Annotated in this window: 16 protein-coding genes; 3 read left to right on the forward strand and 13 right to left on the reverse strand. The window is 58.1% G+C overall.

What is annotated here, in order from left to right; genetic code table 11:
* Window positions 1–255: 255 nt before the first annotated feature.
* The 3 genes from aaeB to aaeX are packed head-to-tail and all read right to left on the reverse strand — an operon-like array spanning window position 256 to window position 3,369.
* Complete coding sequence (gene aaeB, locus ACK3CV_RS22325) at window positions 256–2,223, reverse strand: p-hydroxybenzoic acid efflux pump subunit AaeB (RefSeq protein WP_033648982.1); 1,968 nt, start codon at window positions 2,221–2,223, stop codon at window positions 256–258.
* On the reverse strand, window positions 2,223–3,158 hold the full coding sequence (gene aaeA / locus ACK3CV_RS22330) for a p-hydroxybenzoic acid efflux pump subunit AaeA (protein WP_033648981.1): 936 nt from the start codon (window positions 3,156–3,158) through the stop codon (window positions 2,223–2,225). Before aaeA ends, aaeB begins: the two co-directional genes overlap by 1 nt.
* A gap of 7 nt (window positions 3,159–3,165) precedes the next feature.
* Complete coding sequence (gene aaeX, locus ACK3CV_RS22335; RefSeq protein WP_004936952.1) at window positions 3,166–3,369, reverse strand: p-hydroxybenzoic acid efflux pump operon protein AaeX; 204 nt, start codon at window positions 3,367–3,369, stop codon at window positions 3,166–3,168.
* Between the two features lie 314 nt (window positions 3,370–3,683).
* Between aaeX and aaeR the strand changes: the two genes are divergently transcribed.
* Window positions 3,684–4,595, forward strand: a complete 912-nt coding sequence (gene aaeR / locus ACK3CV_RS22340) for an HTH-type transcriptional activator AaeR (protein WP_033636163.1) — start codon at window positions 3,684–3,686, stop codon at window positions 4,593–4,595.
* On the opposite strand, the gene ACK3CV_RS22345 is transcribed toward aaeR, so the two are convergent.
* Both ACK3CV_RS22345 and ACK3CV_RS22350 read right to left on the reverse strand, forming a co-directional pair.
* Window positions 4,586–4,930, reverse strand: a complete 345-nt coding sequence (locus ACK3CV_RS22345) for a hypothetical protein (protein ID WP_033648980.1) — start codon at window positions 4,928–4,930, stop codon at window positions 4,586–4,588. The two genes, aaeR and ACK3CV_RS22345, sit on opposite strands and share 10 nt — an antisense overlap.
* The gene (locus ACK3CV_RS22350; protein WP_049234168.1) at window positions 4,927–5,202 is read right to left on the reverse strand and encodes a zinc ribbon domain-containing protein; all 276 of its coding nucleotides are present in this window, start codon (window positions 5,200–5,202) and stop codon (window positions 4,927–4,929) included. The genes ACK3CV_RS22345 and ACK3CV_RS22350 overlap by 4 nt, the downstream gene beginning before the upstream one ends.
* A 207-nt stretch (window positions 5,203–5,409) precedes the next feature.
* Here ACK3CV_RS22350 and uriH point away from each other — a divergent pair, with 207 nt between their 5' ends.
* Together uriH and ACK3CV_RS22360 are read left to right on the forward strand one after the other, a co-directional pair.
* The gene (gene uriH, locus ACK3CV_RS22355) at window positions 5,410–6,351 is read left to right on the forward strand and encodes a uridine-preferring nucleoside hydrolase UriH (protein ID WP_033636166.1); all 942 of its coding nucleotides are present in this window, start codon (window positions 5,410–5,412) and stop codon (window positions 6,349–6,351) included.
* Window positions 6,352–7,041: 690 nt separating this feature from the next.
* Complete coding sequence (locus tag ACK3CV_RS22360) at window positions 7,042–8,724, forward strand: PglL family O-oligosaccharyltransferase (protein ID WP_164141332.1); 1,683 nt, start codon at window positions 7,042–7,044, stop codon at window positions 8,722–8,724.
* 54 nt (window positions 8,725–8,778) lie between these two features.
* Here the strand turns inward: ACK3CV_RS22360 and ACK3CV_RS22365 are convergent, their stop codons facing one another.
* From ACK3CV_RS22365 to ACK3CV_RS22400, 8 genes are read right to left on the reverse strand one after another with little or no spacing between them, the layout of a single operon-like run.
* Window positions 8,779–10,008 (reverse strand): beta-ketoacyl-ACP synthase, encoded by a 1,230-nt coding sequence (locus tag ACK3CV_RS22365; protein ID WP_126171251.1) that lies wholly within the window; start codon window positions 10,006–10,008, stop codon window positions 8,779–8,781.
* On the reverse strand, window positions 10,005–10,736 hold the full coding sequence (locus ACK3CV_RS22370) for a 3-ketoacyl-ACP reductase FabG2 (protein ID WP_103773215.1): 732 nt from the start codon (window positions 10,734–10,736) through the stop codon (window positions 10,005–10,007). The genes ACK3CV_RS22365 and ACK3CV_RS22370 overlap by 4 nt, the downstream gene beginning before the upstream one ends.
* On the reverse strand, window positions 10,733–11,209 hold the full coding sequence (locus ACK3CV_RS22375; RefSeq protein ID WP_103773216.1) for a hotdog family protein: 477 nt from the start codon (window positions 11,207–11,209) through the stop codon (window positions 10,733–10,735). Before ACK3CV_RS22375 ends, ACK3CV_RS22370 begins: the two co-directional genes overlap by 4 nt.
* Window positions 11,206–12,375, reverse strand: a complete 1,170-nt coding sequence (locus ACK3CV_RS22380) for a beta-ketoacyl-[acyl-carrier-protein] synthase family protein (protein WP_164039545.1) — start codon at window positions 12,373–12,375, stop codon at window positions 11,206–11,208. Before ACK3CV_RS22380 ends, ACK3CV_RS22375 begins: the two co-directional genes overlap by 4 nt.
* Window position 12,376: 1 nt before the next feature.
* A complete protein-coding gene (locus ACK3CV_RS22385) occupies window positions 12,377–12,964 on the reverse strand; it encodes a DUF3261 domain-containing protein (protein ID WP_164039542.1) in 588 nt (195 codons plus the stop codon).
* Window positions 12,961–15,282: an MMPL family transporter gene (locus ACK3CV_RS22390; protein ID WP_164039539.1), complete on the reverse strand. Its 2,322-nt coding sequence runs from the start codon at window positions 15,280–15,282 to the stop codon at window positions 12,961–12,963. Before ACK3CV_RS22390 ends, ACK3CV_RS22385 begins: the two co-directional genes overlap by 4 nt.
* Entirely contained in the window at window positions 15,251–15,856 is a 606-nt protein-coding gene (locus ACK3CV_RS22395) for an outer membrane lipoprotein carrier protein LolA (RefSeq protein WP_103773220.1), read from the reverse strand. The genes ACK3CV_RS22390 and ACK3CV_RS22395 overlap by 32 nt, the downstream gene beginning before the upstream one ends.
* On the reverse strand, window positions 15,853–16,275 hold the full coding sequence (locus tag ACK3CV_RS22400; RefSeq protein ID WP_103773221.1) for an acyl-CoA thioesterase: 423 nt from the start codon (window positions 16,273–16,275) through the stop codon (window positions 15,853–15,855). Before ACK3CV_RS22400 ends, ACK3CV_RS22395 begins: the two co-directional genes overlap by 4 nt.

Below are 16,275 nucleotides of genomic sequence, written 5' to 3' on the forward strand. Positions count from 1 at the left end.
AAGGCACCGCAGCGCCCCCAGGCTAGTTAGCTATATAGTCGACCTGGATGAAACTAAGATGACCGGCACGTCACATTTTCGCGGCGGTAAGAGTTTCATCCATTCATGACAATGATGCCACTTTCCAGCCGTTCTGGCACTCGGAGTCGCTCTGAAAACGGGTCGCCCCACATGAGACGGCCCGCCGTGCCAGGCGCTGCTTTCAGTATAGTCGGGGAAGGCGCCGCACAACGCGGCGCAACAGGCGGGAACGCATCAATCGATCAAGGCGTGGCGATAGCGATGCAGCATGTCGGCCAGGCGCTTCACCGGCCCGGTGACGCTGAGCGGCGCCTGATTGTCTACCAATTTTTGCTGGTACTCGTTCATTTCACCCAGCAAGCGATCGTAGTAATAGGCGCGCTTGACGTCGTTTTTGGCCGAGACCACCCGATCGGCGGTGCTGCGGATCTGGCGGTGGAAGGCCGACAGCTCTTCGCTGACCGGAATCTCCGCCCGCTGCATGCGCTGGTGGGCGATGATCAGGTTCAGCGCCAGACGATACTTGGCGATGTCGTTCGGGAACATCATCAGCAGTTGATTAAGCTGCTGATACAGCGCAGGCAGGTGGTTCTGCCGACGGCGCGCCGCCTTGGTGGTCAGCGCCGACACCGCGCTGCTGACGAACTGGTTGAGCAACGTGCGGCCGGTGCGTTCGCGCGAATTGTCGCGGATCAACAGCAGCACCATCAGCCCGACGCAGCTGCCGAGGAACTGGCCGAGCGCTCCGTCGAGAAACTGGGTGACGTTGAACTCCATCGGGTTGCTCAGCACCAGAATGTTGATGGTCCCTGCCAGCAGCCCCAGCGAACCGAGCCGCCGCTTCTGCACCTCGATGCCGATGAAAAACGCCAGCAGGCCGAGGCTGAGGCACAGCAGCAAAATGCTCTGCTGTGTCGCCGGCAGGATCACCATGAAGAACAGGGAGCCGACCGGGATCGCCGCCAGCATGCCCAGCACGAAATCCATCGCCACCATGCGCGGCGCCGGGGTGCGCATCGCCAGCGAGGTGATTACCGCAATGATCACCATAAAGCCGCTGCCGGACGTCCAGCCGGTCCACAGCCACAGCAGGCAGCCGAACGCCGTGGCCACAAAGGTGCGCAGGCCGTTGATCATCGCATGATGCCCTTCCGCCGAGGTCGGCTTGACCACCGTTTCATTGCTCAACACGTCCTCTTCCACCGCGCTGATGCTGCCGTTGGTGTGTACGCCCTTCGACAGCAGCAGGTAGCGCGTTGCCGCGCCGACCCAGCCAGTGAGGGTCGGCAGCGTTTCTTCGGAGCGATGCGTGGTCAGCACCTGGCGCAACAGCTTCATGCGCCTGTGGATCTCCTGCGGGGTTTCCGCCGGCACCATCAGCTGTTCCCGCAGGCTCGCTTGCAGCGCGTCCGGGTGATTCAACAGGATCAGGTAGGTTTCGCAAGCCTGGGTAATCAGCGTCAGCGACAGGGTATGCAGCGCCTTCACCCGGCGATTGACCTTCTGCCAGCGCGAAGACTCCATCATCAGGTTGTTGCGCATGCCGTCCAGCGCCGTGGTGCTCTTCACCAGATTGCTCCAGGCGCGGTCGATGTCTTCTTTGTCGGCGTTGCTGATGCACATCTGCATCAGGCGATAGTGATCCACCAGCAGCTGATCCACCGCCCGATCGATATCCTGCTTGATCGAACGCGGCGAGAACAGCAGATCCGCCAATACGGCGCTGACGATGCCCAGCACGATCTCGCTGCAACGCTCGATGGCGAACTGCGGCGCTTCCAGCAGATGGGCCTCGCTGGTGGCGACCGTCACGATGATGATCAGCGCGGTATAGCCGGCCAGGCCCCAGGCGTAGGAGTTCTCGACCTTGATCAGTGAAGAGAGCCAGGTGCAGAAACCGGCCCAGATGCAGCACAACAGCAGCATCACCACCGGCGCGCGGGCGGTGGTGATGATAATGAGCAGGCCGACGAAGCAGCCGATAAAGGTGCCGATAATACGCAGCCAGCCGCGGTGGCGGATGGCGCCGGAGAAGGGTTCACCGCCGGCGGCAAAGGCCGGGCCGGCGGCGACGATGGCGGCGGTCATCGCCGACCAGCGCGGGGTTTCCAGATTGAGATGGAAGCCGACGAACAGCGCAAACACAATCGCGAAGCTGAGCTTGAAGGCGAATCTCAGCCGGATAAAGGTTGGGCTATTCATTAGCCGAACTCACGCAGCCGGTGCATCAGGCGCACAAAAGGCGAGCCGCTGTCGGCATTGCGATCGTTCTTGCCGACGATCACCACGGTGGCGGTGGTGCCGGCCGGGTACGGATGCTGTTGGTCCTTGGCGTCCAGCAGGATCTTCACCGGCACGCGCTGCGCCAGGCGCACCCACTCCAGGTTGCTGTCGATCGAGGCCAATCCTTTGTTGTTCACCGTGCTGCTGCTGTTGTTCACCGCCGCCGCCACGCTGTCGACGGTGCCATGCATGATGCGGTTGCTGCCGAGCGGGGTGATCTCCGCGCGATCGCCCTTATTCAGGCCGTTCAGCTTGGTTTCTTCCAGATAGGCCAGGATGTAGAAGGAGTCTTTCTTCACCAGCGCCACCGCCACCGAACCGCGGGTGATGTATTCGCCGGCGTGTACGTTGAGGTTGGTGATCCAGCCATCGGCCGGAGCGCGCACCGTGGTGCGTTCCAGATCCAGCTGCGCCAGCTCACGCGTCGCCACGGCCTTCGCCAGCTGGTGTTGCACGGTCTGCAGCGAGTTGTTCGACTGGTCGATTTCTTCCTGCGACATCGCCTGCACGCCCAGCTTCACGCGGCGGCCGGCCTCGCGCCGCTTTTCCGCCGCCAGCGTCTGATAGTAGGCGACGTCGGCACTGGCTTGCGCCAGCGCCTGCTCATAGCGCGGCCGATCGACCACGAACAGCACCTGCCCTTTCTTCACCAATTGGTTATCCACCACCGGCACATCGGTCAGCAGACCGCTGACGTCCGGCGCGATCGCCACCACGTCGGCGGTGAACTTGGCGTCACGCGTCCACGGCGACTCGGTGTAAAACACCCAGGCCTTGAATACCGCGACGATGCCCAGCAGCACAAGAATCAAAGTGATCGCGATTCGGGTTATTTTTATCGAAAAATTTTTCACAGCGACCTCAAACAAAAAGACATGAAATCAGATAAAACAAGCAGCAATACAGCGCGGTGTTAAAAAGCGCCGGATGCCAGACAAAATCGTAAATCCCCGTCGGCTGCAGCAGGCGGCGCAAGAGGAAAAACAGCGCCAGCGACACCAGCAGCTCGAAAAACACCGGCGGAAACGACAGTCCGAAGATGACCATAACCGGAAGCAAACTCATCACTTTTTCCTTATTGTTCACTGCGCCGGGGAAAGACAGGTCTCGCCATTCACATTCTCTTTACATTTTAGCGTGCGCGCGCCACAAATCTTGACCAGGCAGCTTGTCCAGGTCACGAACCCGAAAAAAGGTTAAACTTTGGGGCAGACATCCACGACAGGGATTGCGAGGGTGCCGGAGGAGCGGCAGGATTGCGTTGCCGATCGCTCTCGCACGTTGGTAAGGTCTATTCACCCGACCACGTTATATTAGCCTGCTTACTATCAAGGCATCAACAATCTGTGATCTAAATCACTTTTAAGCCAGAGTGAATAATGGAAAGATTAAAACGGATGTCGGTATTCGCCAAAGTGGTTGAGTTCGGGTCGTTTACCGCGGCCGCGCGCCAACTCGGCATGAGCGTTTCATCGATCAGCCAAACCGTCTCGAAACTGGAAAATGAGCTGCAGGTCAAGCTGTTGAACCGCAGCACGCGCAGCATCGGCCTGACCGAGGCCGGCAAAATCTACTATCAGGGCTGCCGACGCATGCTGCAGGAAGTCAGCGAAGTGCATGAGCAGCTGTATGCGTTTAACAATACCCCCGCCGGCACGCTGCGCATCGGCAGCTCATCCACCATGGCGCAAAACGTGCTGGCGAACATGACCGCCGAGATGATGAAAGAGTACCCTGGCCTGACGGTCAACCTGGTGACCGGCATTCCGGCGCCGGATCTGATCACCGACGGGCTGGATCTGGTGATCCGCACCGGTGAGCTGCAGGACTCCAGCCTGTTCTCCCGCCGCCTGGGGCAGATGCCGATGGTGGTGTGCGCCGCCAAAAGCTACCTCAGCCAGCACGGCACGCCGCAAAAGCCGAGCGACATGGTCAACTTTTCCTGGCTCGAGTACAGCGTGCGGCCCGACAGCGAATTTGAACTGATGTCGCCGGAGGGCATCACCACGCGCATTTCCCCGCAGGGGCGCTTCGTCACCAACGACTCCTCCACCATGATCCGTTGGCTGAAAAACGGCGCCGGCATCGCCTACGCCCCGCTGATGTGGGTGATCGAAGAGATCAAGCGCGGCGAGATCGAGATCCTGTTCAAAAGCTACCATTCGGATCCGCGGCCGATCTACGCGCTCTATACCGAGAAGGACAAACTGCCGCTGAAGGTGCAGGTGTGCATCAACTACCTAACCGACTATTTCGAACGCGTGGCGGCGGTCTATCAGGGCTATCGCTGAGCGGCGCTCAAATAGCGGTGCGCCAGCGCGCCCAGCAGCATCAGCGCCAGCATGCCGAGGCCCCACAGCAGCCAGACGGCGTAGCCCGCCCAGTTCAGCAGCAGAGGAAAATAGCTCGCCAGCCCGCTGCCCAGCTGTTTCAGCCACGGCAGCCAGGCGTCCAGCACCGCCTGCGGCACCAGGCTCAGCGCGCCGTTCACCGGCAGCGATGCGCCGCCGGCCGCTTCCGCCAACGCCGGGAGCCAGGCCAGCACGCCGGCTACGCCCCAGGCCAGCAGCGTCCATAGCGCCATGGCGCCCAGCAGCAGCGCTAGCGTCCAACCGCCCCGGTTCACGGCACACCGCCGCCGCACTGCGGGCAAAAGCGGCTGCCCGACGGCAGCGGCGCGGCGCACTGGCCGCAGGTGGCGCTCAGCGCGGCAAACGGCTGACCGCAGCGGTGGCAATAACGCGCGCCCGATTTATTCACCGCCCGGCATTCCGGACACTGCGGCCCCGGCTCGCCATGCTGGTTATAGCGGTTGCCATGATGCCCGCCGCCGTGGCCCGCGCGCTGATGACCGCGGTTAATACCGCCTTGCCCCAACAACCTTTTCAGTAAGCTCATCCCGCCTCTCCTCTGTACATTGACGCTGAAGCTCACTGTAAACCCTGGAGTAACCTCCAGGGTAAAGCCCCGCGAGCAGGCTTTACGTTTCATTACATCGTAAAAGTGGCAAGGCTTTGATGCCGTTAACAAAAGCACCATCAGCATTATCCCACGCCGCCGCGCTGCGTTATGCTGCGGGAACCTCTCCCTGCATCAGGAATAACCATGAAAAAAATCATACTGGACTGTGACCCGGGGCATGACGACGCCATCGCTCTGTTGCTGGCCTGGGGCAATCCGCAGATCGACCTGCTGGCGGTCACCACCGTGGTGGGTAATCAGACGCTGGACAAAGTGACGCGCAACGCGCTGGCGGTGGCGCGCATCGCCAATATCACCGGCGTGCCCTTCGCCGCCGGTTGCCCGCGCCCGCTGGTGCGCAATATAGAAGTGGCGCCCGATATCCACGGCGATTCCGGCCTCGATGGCCCGGTGCTGCCGGAACCCCACCTGCAGCTGGACTCGCGCCACGCGGTGGATCTGATCATCGATACGGTGATGGCCCACCCGCCCGGCAGCGTGACGCTGGTGCCGACCGGCGGCCTGACCAATATCGCCATGGCGGTGCGCAAAGAGCCGCGCATTGCCGAGCGGGTCAAGGAGGTGGTGCTGATGGGCGGCGGCTACCATGTGGGCAACTGGAGCGCGGTGGCGGAGTTCAATATCAAAATCGATCCCGAGGCGGCGCACATCGTGTTTAACGAAAAATGGCCGCTGACCATGGTCGGGCTGGATCTTACCCACCAGGCTTTGGCCACGCCGGCAGTCTGCGCGCGTATCGCCGCCCTCGGCACCCGGCCGGCCGCCTTCGTCGGCGAACTGCTGGCATTCTTTGGCCGTATGTACCAACAGGCGCAGGGCTTCAGCGCCCCGCCGGTACACGATCCTTGCGCCGTCGCCTACGTGATCGATCCGAGCGTGATGACGGTGCGCAAAGCGCCGGTGGATATCGAACTCACCGGCACCCTGACGCTGGGCATGACGGTCGCGGACTTCCGCGCGCCGCCGCCGCCGGACTGCCACACCCAGGTCGCGGTCAAACTGGATCAGGATAAATTCTGGGATCTGGTGGTGGATGCGCTGGAACGGATTGGCGAAGTGGAGTGAGGTCTGTGAAGCGTGGATTAACGCGCTTTTACAGGCGCGTTAATCCGTCTTGCGGCACAGCAACAGGGATAGGGGGATCATCACCCCTTTATTTCCACAGTAACAGAACAATCTTAATAAAATGGAGTTAAATAAAATTTAAAAAAAACCAATAAAAAGCAAGAAGAATCTTAATAAAAACAAATACAGGCTCAATAAAGAAAATCTAAAATAAAAATAAAAAACAGCGGTAAATAAAACCACGATCGCCGTGCCGTCATTGGCAACAACGATTTAACAAGAAAATGCTTATCTTATTGGCTACATCGCCTGTCGGCCCAGGCGTTCGTTGTCGCACACACGGCGTTTTACTACGCACAAAAAACCCCAATATTTTGATTTAAATGCAAAAATAAAATAAAAGATTAAAAATTGACTGGAGCAAGATGAATTTGAGAAAATGACAACCCTGTTTTTTCAAACAAATAAAACACCCTTTGCAGGCAACTGAAATACGGCTTACCCCTTTTTATATAAACCGTCCCCGCGCCCACAGGGGAAAAACTTATTTATCGCTTCAACAGGAAGTCTTTTCAATTTCCATAAAAATTTTAGGTATTGAAGCTTCAGCGAATTTAAACCCCAGGATAAGGATAGGGAATCCTAATAATATGCATTCAATGAACGATATCGAAACATGGCAGGTTCACCATGACCGATAAAACCGCCATTAACGCGCCGGCTATCGCCGTGCTGCCCCTGCTGCTGATCTGGATGGCGGCGATCCTGCCGTTTTATCACCCCAACATGGGCGGCGGCGGCCTGGCGCTGCCGCAAAACATTCTGGCCTGGAGCGCCATGGCGCTGACCACGCTGCTCGTGACCGCCAGCGTTTGCCTTGGCCGCGCCCGGCTTTCGCTGACCCCTACCGCACGCTTGTTGCTGCTCGGCATCGCCGTGCTGGCGCTGCCGCTGCTGTATACCCGCGCCGAGTGGCGCGAAGACGCCCTGTGGCGCAGCGCCGGTTTGCTCGGTGGCTGGCTGTTCTATGTCGCCTGCCTGCAGCTGCGCCTCACCGCCCGGCAACGCGATCTGTTGCTGTACGGCCTGCTGTTCGCCGTAAGCGTTCAGGCATTGCTGGCGGCGCTGCAGCTGTTCGCCCCCGCGCTGGCCTGGGTGGCCCCCAACGGCCGCCGGGTCTATGGCGTCTTCCAACAGCCGAACGTGCTGGGCAGCTTTATCGCCACCGGGCTGGCTTTGGCGCTCTGGCTGCTGCTTGCCCCCCTCTCCACGCCGACGCGGCGGCGGCAACTCCCGCTGCTCGCCCTGCTGGCCGCTTTCTCCGCCCTGCTGGTGCTGATCCAGTCGCGCGCCGCCTGGCTGGGCGGCGCCCTGGCGGCGGCGCTGCTGCTGTGGCGTTTTGCCCGTCAGCGCCCGGCCGCAAGCCGCTGGGCCGGCAGCGCGCTGCTGTTGGGCGTGGCGGCCGGTCTCACGGTGCTGTTCACCGGCCTTGGCCTGGATAGCCGCGCCGGCCTGATCGGGCGGGAGGTTTCCAACAGCGCGCGCCTGACCATGCTGCATGACGTCGGCGCCATGATCCTGGCCAAACCGCTGCTGGGCTGGGGCTACGGCGGCTTTGAATACAGCTTCGCGCACTTCCGTCTGCAGGAAATGCCCTGGCGAGAAGTGCTGGAAGTCGCCGGGCATCCGCACAATGAAATCCTGCTGTGGTGGGTTGAGGGCGGCCTGCCGGCGCTGGCGGGGATCGTTATCGTCCTCGTCGCCGGCGCGCTGCTGCTGAAACGCGCCTGGCAACGGGATCGCGAACAGCCGGGCGGTGCGCGCGTCGGGCTGTTTCTGGTGCTGCTGCCAATGCTGGTACACACCCAGCTGGAATACCCTTTCTATCTGTCTGCGCCGCATTGGCTGGCGTTTCTGCTGCTGCTGGCGCTGCTGGACGGCCAAACCGGCGAGCCGCGCCCGCTGCCGTTCGCTAAAGCCCTGAGCCTGCCGGTGGCGATGGCGGCAGTCGGCATGTTGGTGATGGCGGTCTTCGCCTGGCAAGGGCGCATGGCGCTCACCCAATCGGAGCGCACCATGCTGGCCACCATCGACAGCATCGAGCAGATGCCGCCGCCGGCCGCCTGGATCTACCGGGAGCGCAAAACCTTCGACGAGCAATCTCACGCGCTGCTGGTCTATAACCAAACGCGCGATGATGCCCTGCTGACCGGCTATCGGCAGTGGGCCAATGCCTATCTGCAGCGCCGTATCGACGCCAACGTCTACGCCACGCTGATCATGATTTTGCGTTATCAGGGCGCTCAGGCGGAAGCCGACGCTCGCCAGCGGGAAGCCGCTTTCCTGTTTGCGCGGGATGCGCGGTTTAGGTAAACCTATGACGATTGGAATGGCGGGAACCCATTTTATTGCTCCCGCCTTTTCAACTTAAACCCAACGTTTGATGATGATAGATGTATTGATGCCGCCAAACGCGAAATTATTGCTCTGCAAATATTCACAGTCGATACGCCGGCTTTCCCCCATAATATAATCCAGCTCACCACACTGCTCATCCGGCTGATGAAGGTTAAGCGTTGGCGCAAACCAGCCTTCGCGCATCATTTGCAAACTCATCCAGGCTTCCAGCGCACCGCAGGCGCCCAGCGTATGACCAAAATAGCTTTTCAGCGATGAAATCGGCGTTTGGCCGCCAAAAATAGCTGCCGTAGCCTGGCTTTCAGCGATATCCCCTCGATCGGTGGCGGTGCCATGAGCGGAGATATAGCCGATGTCCCGCACATTCAAGCCAGCTACCTTCAACGCCTGCTCCATGCATATTTGCATCGTTTCACGCTGCGGTTGAGTGATATGCGCCGCATCGCAATTGGTGGCAAAACCTACAATCTCACCGTAGATAACGGCGCCGCGCGCTTTTGCATGTTCCAACTCTTCCAGGACCAAAGTCCCAGCACCTTCGCCAATCACCAGGCCATCACGCTGTCGATCGAAAGGGGACGGAGTGCTTTTAGGGCTATCATTACGCTGGCTCGTAGCAAATAGTGTATCGAACACCGCGGCCTCCGAAGGACAAAGCTCTTCTGCGCCACCCGCAACCATAACCTTCTGATAACCGTGACGAATAGCTTCCCAGGCATAGCCAATCGCCTGGCTCCCGGAGGTGCATGCGCTGGAGGTCGGGATCACTCGGCCGCGTAGGCCGAAAAACAGACCGGTATTAACCGCTGTGGTATGTGGCATCATCTGCACATAGGTGGTACCGGTGATGTTGTTGGTATGTTTTTCAGTGAGCATAGTGGCAAATTCGCTCACGGGGCCAGTGCTTCCCGTTGAAGAGCCGTAGGCGATGCCGGTTTGGCCGTTAGTCAGTACCGGATCGCCAATCAGCCCCGCTTGTTCCAACGCCAGTTCTGTAGCACGAGTGGAAAGGAGCGAGACTCGCCCCATTGCGCGAATGCGCTTTCGGGTGTAATGCTCAGGCAGAACGAAATCATCGATTGGAGCGCCCAGCAAGGTATGCAATCCATCATAAACCTGCCACTCGGGCATTGTCCGCACCGCATTTTCATATGCCAACAGACGCAGGGAAACATCCTGCCACCGTTCCCCAAAGGCGGTTACGCCGCCCATACCTGTGATGACGACACGACAAGTCATAGCATTCCTCCGTTGATGGAAATGACCTGGCGGGTGACGTAGCCCGCAATATCGGACATTAAATAGCTCGCCAGGCCTGCAACTTCATCCGTCTGGCCCATGCGCTTCATTGGAATGATCGCCATCGCTTCTTTCAATGCGGCATCTTCCATTTCGATCATCCCCGTGTCGATCAAGCCCGGAGCAATGCAGTTAACGGTGATTTTGCGCTTTGCAAGCTCAATGGCCAATGCTTTGGTGGCGCCGATGATCCCCGCTTTAGCGGCGCTATAATTGACCTGACCGCGATTGCCCATCATTCCCGACACCGACGACAACGTAATGATTCGGCCGCCTCTGCGCGCGCCGATCATCGGCATGATGCAGGGATGAATGACGTTATAAAAACCATCGAGATTGGTGTGGATCACGCTGTCCCAATCGTTCTCGCTAAGCGCGGGGAACGCACCATCCCGGGCGATGCCTGCATTGCAGACCACACCGTACCAGGCGCCGTGGGTAGCCATATCCTTTTCCAACACCTCACGGCACTGGTCACGTTCACTTACGTCAAAGTTCAGCAGGCGACCTTGTCCCCCAGACTGCTCAATGGCTGCGAGGGTTTCCCGGGCGCCGGTCTGATCTCGGTGATAATGGACGCCGACGATAAAACCATCGGCAGCGAGCTGCCGGGCAATAGCGCCCCCAATACCCTTACTAGCCCCGGTGACCAGAACTGAACGACTCATGCGGTCTCTCCCTGATTAAAAAGCGATGTCAACTCTTCTGACGTAGGTTGGAAAGTATTCACACGGCCAGATGCCAGGCACTCTTCCCCTACGGTAATGGTGCAGTCAAAGCTGCCGAAACGTTCGTCTTGCATCAGCAACCTGGCTTGAACATTCAACGTCGCATTCCCGGGTAGATGCCCGGCCGCACAGGTTAACTCACGGGCGCCAAGCACCATGCCCAATGAAATTTCATGCAATCCCGCTTGACGGCGATGCCAGCCGGACCAAACCCCCACCGTTTGCGCCATCAACTCCAGCGCAAACCATCCTGGCAGATTGCCCTGAGCATCAATGAAGGGCCCCAACACCCCGCCAAGATGCACACTGACCCGACAGTGAACATCGTTTTCCGTCACGTTGACGACCTCATCCAGTAGCATCATCGGCTCAGCATGAGGCAGATACTCCGACGGCGGCAAATATTCGTTCATACATCTTTCCCCAATAAAATGCTGGCGTTATTTCCGCCAAAGGCGAAAGAGTTAGAGAGGATTATCGGTCGAGACAACGGTTGGCTGGTATGCATGATTCCGCAAGCGGGCAGCATGGGGTCCGCTGGCGAAGCGCTGAAGTCTTGGGCGGGCAAAGGTAAATCGCGCAGTAAAATCAGCGCGCTGATAGCCGCCTCCGTGATCCCCGCCGCCCCCAGAGTATGGCCGGTTAAATGCTTGGTCGAACTGCATGGTACCTGTTCACCAAACAGCGAATGCACCACGCGGGACTCGATTTGATCGTTAAGCAGTGTCGCGGTGCCATGCAGATTAATGTAACCCACCTGTTTCGCCTCGATATCCGCTTCGGCCAAAGCTTGTTCAATGGCGCGAATAGCACCCTCACCCTGAGGATGCGGCGCTGATATATGCCAAGCGTCGCTGGATTCCCCCACCCCCAACAGAACAAGAGGCTGAGGCTCACGGGTCAGCACCATGAGTGCAGCGCCTTCACCGATAGTGATGCCGCTACGGTTTTGGGCGAACGGCTGGCAAAGCTCAGGCGACAGCGACTCAAGGCTGTGAAAACCGTTGATCGGCATTCTGCTCAACGTATCGGCGCCGCCAACAATAGCGACGTCGGCAAGCCCCGCCTCTATCAACCGCCGCCCGCTGATAATGGCTCGGGCGCTGGAAGAGCAGGCTGTCGAAAGCGTAAATGCCGGGCCATCGACCCGTAGCCAGCGGCTGAGAAATCGCGATGGATCGCCGAGCTCCTGCTGAGGATACTGCCAACGCGAGCTAACTTCGCCGTTGAGCGTCAACTGTACATGCTCATCGCCTTCGTTTAACCCGGAGGTACTGGTGCCCATCACGACGGCGATCCGATCGCGACCAAACCTGGCGATAGCTTCATCAACCTGCGGCTGGATCTGCTCCAGCGCGGCCAGCAACAGTTGATTATTACGAGAACGATGAGCGGAAAACGACGCAGGGATAACGGGTAACTCTCCCTCAACGCCGCCAAGCACGGCTTCCGGGTACCCCTGTAGCCACCCCGATCTCGGACGCATACCCGGCGCAGTGCCGCGAGCGAGGTTTGCTGCTATCTCATCCAGAGTATTCCCAAGCGCATTAATCATACCGACGGCAGAGATGTAAATCATGTTAGCCACCCAAGTATTGAATGGTGATTTGGTATTTAAAAGCATGTTGTTGAATGCTAATCGGCTCACGCTGGCCATTACGCTGAAGATAAACGATCTCGGTCACCAGCTTGCCGCTGGCGTTGCGCAGCTCGCGCTGATTCCCCTGATCGACGATCGTCCAGCCGTTCGGTAGCCGTGCTCGCCAAGTCTCAAGCGGCCAAAGGCTGAGCATGACATCAACCAACACCTGGCTTGCCGGAGGTAATTGAGGAACGATGATAGATTGCTCGGCGTGTAACCCATTCTCATCATAGGTAAGCTTAAACAGTCGAATTCCCACGGAGGAAAGCCCGGCGAGGGTGATTTTCTGCGCATCAGCATGCAACATGACCAACAGCGACTGGCTTTTGCCGTTGAAAGTACCGGTCAATAGTTGCTGCTTATCGATTGCTGGTGACAAACCAGGCGCGGGCAACACCACTCGGGTGCCCGGCTCTAACCAGGCCTGTGGAAACGCGTCATTCCCTGGAGCAACCGAATGGCTGCAGCCGGCTATCCCCATGACAACCAACAACGCGGCGAATCGCCAGAAATTACGTACCATCATCTTTTTTCTCTTTTCTTATTTGGCATCGCCAGTGGTGAAAGTAGCCAGGCGACGAAAATTCCGCTGACCAAAACAATGCCGAAACAGCTGATTGCCTGCGTGTCACTGAACAACAACATGCCAAGCGTTAGCAAGGTCGTCATCATCGCCAGCGTAATAGCCAGCAGCGAAGTCAGCGGCGTACCCTGAGGGTTACTGAAAAACAGTGTGTAATTGATGCCAATGCCCAGCACCAGCACTAATGCCAACAGCGAGAATAGGTTCACGCTATACCCGCAAAACGAGAGCACAGCCAATCCGCACCCCAGCGACAGCACGGACGGTATCAAACTGACAAGCCCTTTACGCCACCCTTGGCGAACCATCGCGCCACAGGCGATCACAGCCAACGCGATACCCAACAACCCCGTCAATACGGCGCGGTAGAGCGCGAAGAGCGAATCAAACGACTGTTTGCGGTCCACCCATGCCACACCGGCCTGCTTGTCCGCCAGCTCTCCCAATTGATTGTCTGAAGTTACGCCATCGACGGGAACCAGCGTCCCGCTCTGGCCGTTGGGCAGAGTCAACCACAACAAACGCCAACCTTCGCTGGTGCTACTTTCAAGCCACGCGGCCACGGAAACCGGCATCGCGTTCAGATCGGGGTTAGCGATATCAAGCCCCGCATTTTTTAACGCGCGGATCACGGTTGGAGCCGCTTCACGCAGCAGATGTAAATCCTGCTGTTGGCGTGCCAGCGAATTGAGGGGTATCGCGCGGAACTGGCTAATCATTCCCTCGCGTTGCGCGCGCTCCAGATGAGGCAGAAAAGTTTCCAACCGTTGCAGCGTCTGTTCTGGGGTATTGCCATAAACCACGAACCATTTCTGATCGACGCTTTGCCCGGTCAATCGGCTAATCTGGTTCTCCTGCGCCAGGAGTGAAGACGGCAACGCCTGCAGTTGGGAAATATCATCGTTCACGCGCAATGTGGCAATCCCAGCCAATGACAGTAATGCCAAGGCGGTCGGCAACCCTATACGCAACGCTTTATTGCGCCTCCATGCCGCCAACCAACGCAACATCAGTCCCATCGCAGGAACCGGCCGCACCGGCAGACTGCGGCACAACCATGGATGCCAGAAAAATACGGTCAGACATGACGCGCTAAGTCCGGTGGCGGCAAATACGGCCATCTGGCGAATCCCAGGGAAAGGAGCCAACATCATGATTAGATAGGCCGCCACCGTGGTCAACAATGCCAACAAAAGCGCTTTACCAACCTTCGTCAGGCTTTGCCAGGGCGACATGACTGCGCCATGCACCATGCGTTCTGTCAGATAGTAGAGCGTATAATCGGCAGAAATCCCGATGATGCTCATGCTCATCACCAGCGTCATCAGATGCAGTTCGCCATACAGCACCAACGTTGCCACCGTCCCCGCCAATGCCCCGACGCTGAGAGAAAGCAGACACAACAGCAACGGTCGCAATGAACGAAAAACCACGATAATTAACAGAATCACGCCCAGAATCGTGGCAACTCCGAGGGTGGAGATATCCCGCTTCGCTTGCTGGCTGGCGTAATCGCTGTAGAACACCGTCCCCCGAGAAAGCAGCTGCGCCTGCGGATAGCGCGCCTTTAGTGACGTTTCCTGTACCGCGAGCTCCGCCACCACGCGATGGGTCTGTTGCATATCGAAGGAGTCACCCGCCAGCTCCCCATGTAACAAATACCAGTAGTTTTTCTGCTCGTCCTGAGTGACAAGCCAGCCATCCATGAGCCGCAGTCGCTGGCCGTTTTGCGCAAGCGCCAACTGAGAACCACGCGTCAGCATCAATGGATCGTTCTGTAATTCTTTGCCGCTAACGCCGGAAAAAGCGGAATAAAGCTGTGACAGCACCCATTGCGCTTGCGCTTCACCGCCATTTTGCAAACGCATACGGGTAGCGCTATCGATAAGCCCGTTGCGGTGTTGCCAGAAAAAGGCTCCCCAGGCTCTCTGGCTTTCGGCGTTCATCTTTCCTTTTACTTCAGACAACGCGGGTGACCGTTGAAGTTGCGCCAACCACGTTTCTGCTACTCGCGGATCCGGCTGTTTACCGGGGCTGACCAACCACACCACCTGCTTATCCAGGCGCTGCATAAAGCCGTCATTTAGCGCGAGCGGCACGGAACCCAGCGCCTGCTTGGGCAGCATCGCCAACACGCTGCTGTTCAAACGTGCGCCCGGCAGTAGCGCCAACAGCACGGCGAGCAGCATCAAACATACCAATCCCCATAACAGGGCGGGGCGACGGGAATTAATCGGCGGCAAAGCGTTGGCGTTCGTCATTAGTCAGCGTCGCAGGGGTCAGTCGATGTTGAGAAAGTATGATTTCCGTACGATCGCCTTGTTTATCATTGAGCTGAATGAACTCCAGATAAGTTTCACCAGACAAATCGATTGAAGAGAATATTTTATCCAATGGCGTGGTCGTCGGCGTCAGGCGAAGTGCCCAGCGCCCCTCTCCCTTATCCTGAAAATCCACGCGAAAATTCTGTTCCAGTGCCTTGCGATCGGCCTGAAATAGTCCGCGCAACAGATGGTTAAACTGGAACATCTGCGGATTATTTTCGGCGGTAATCGTCTGCTGAGGCTGGCCATTCACCTGTTGAACCATACGAAAATCGTTTAGCATCATCAGCATGGGGAAAGGACTCTTTTGATCCCACAACAACCCTTGATCGCGGGCAAGCAGCATTTCCCCCTGTGACCGAAGCGGTTGCGGCATGTCCTTAATCGTACGCGTCTGAGCAAAATGAGCCCGGATCACCGGCTGCCCAGTAAAACGTTGCTGAAGCTCATCCAGCGTGACGGCATGCACCCACGGCGCCAGCAAAAGCAGGCATAAAGGCAAAAATCTCATGGCACCACTCCCATTCGTTCAAACAAAATATCTGGACTCACGAAGCACATTTCACGGCTTTTCTCTTCTACCGCAACCTGAATGGTGTAACCCGTCGTGGTCCGTTTTGCAGTCAAGACATCGAATATCTGGTAAGCGATGCGCAAGCGGTTTTCATACTCTTCCAACTGCGCGCGAACGCGGATGCGCTGCTCAAATGTCAGCACATCGCGGTATTTCACCCGAGTATCGACAACCGGCCAAACATAACCGGACGCCTGCATTTGCCGGTAACCGTAATCAAACTGGTTCAGCAGCGCCTCACGGGCGACCTCAAAATAACGAAAATAATTGCCGTGCCACACTACTCCCATCATGTCAACATCATGAAACGGGATGGTGAGTTCAACGTCAGCCGTAAAACGAGGGTCATTCAGCAC

It is taken from the genome of Serratia sp. TSO36, assembly GCF_057808395.1.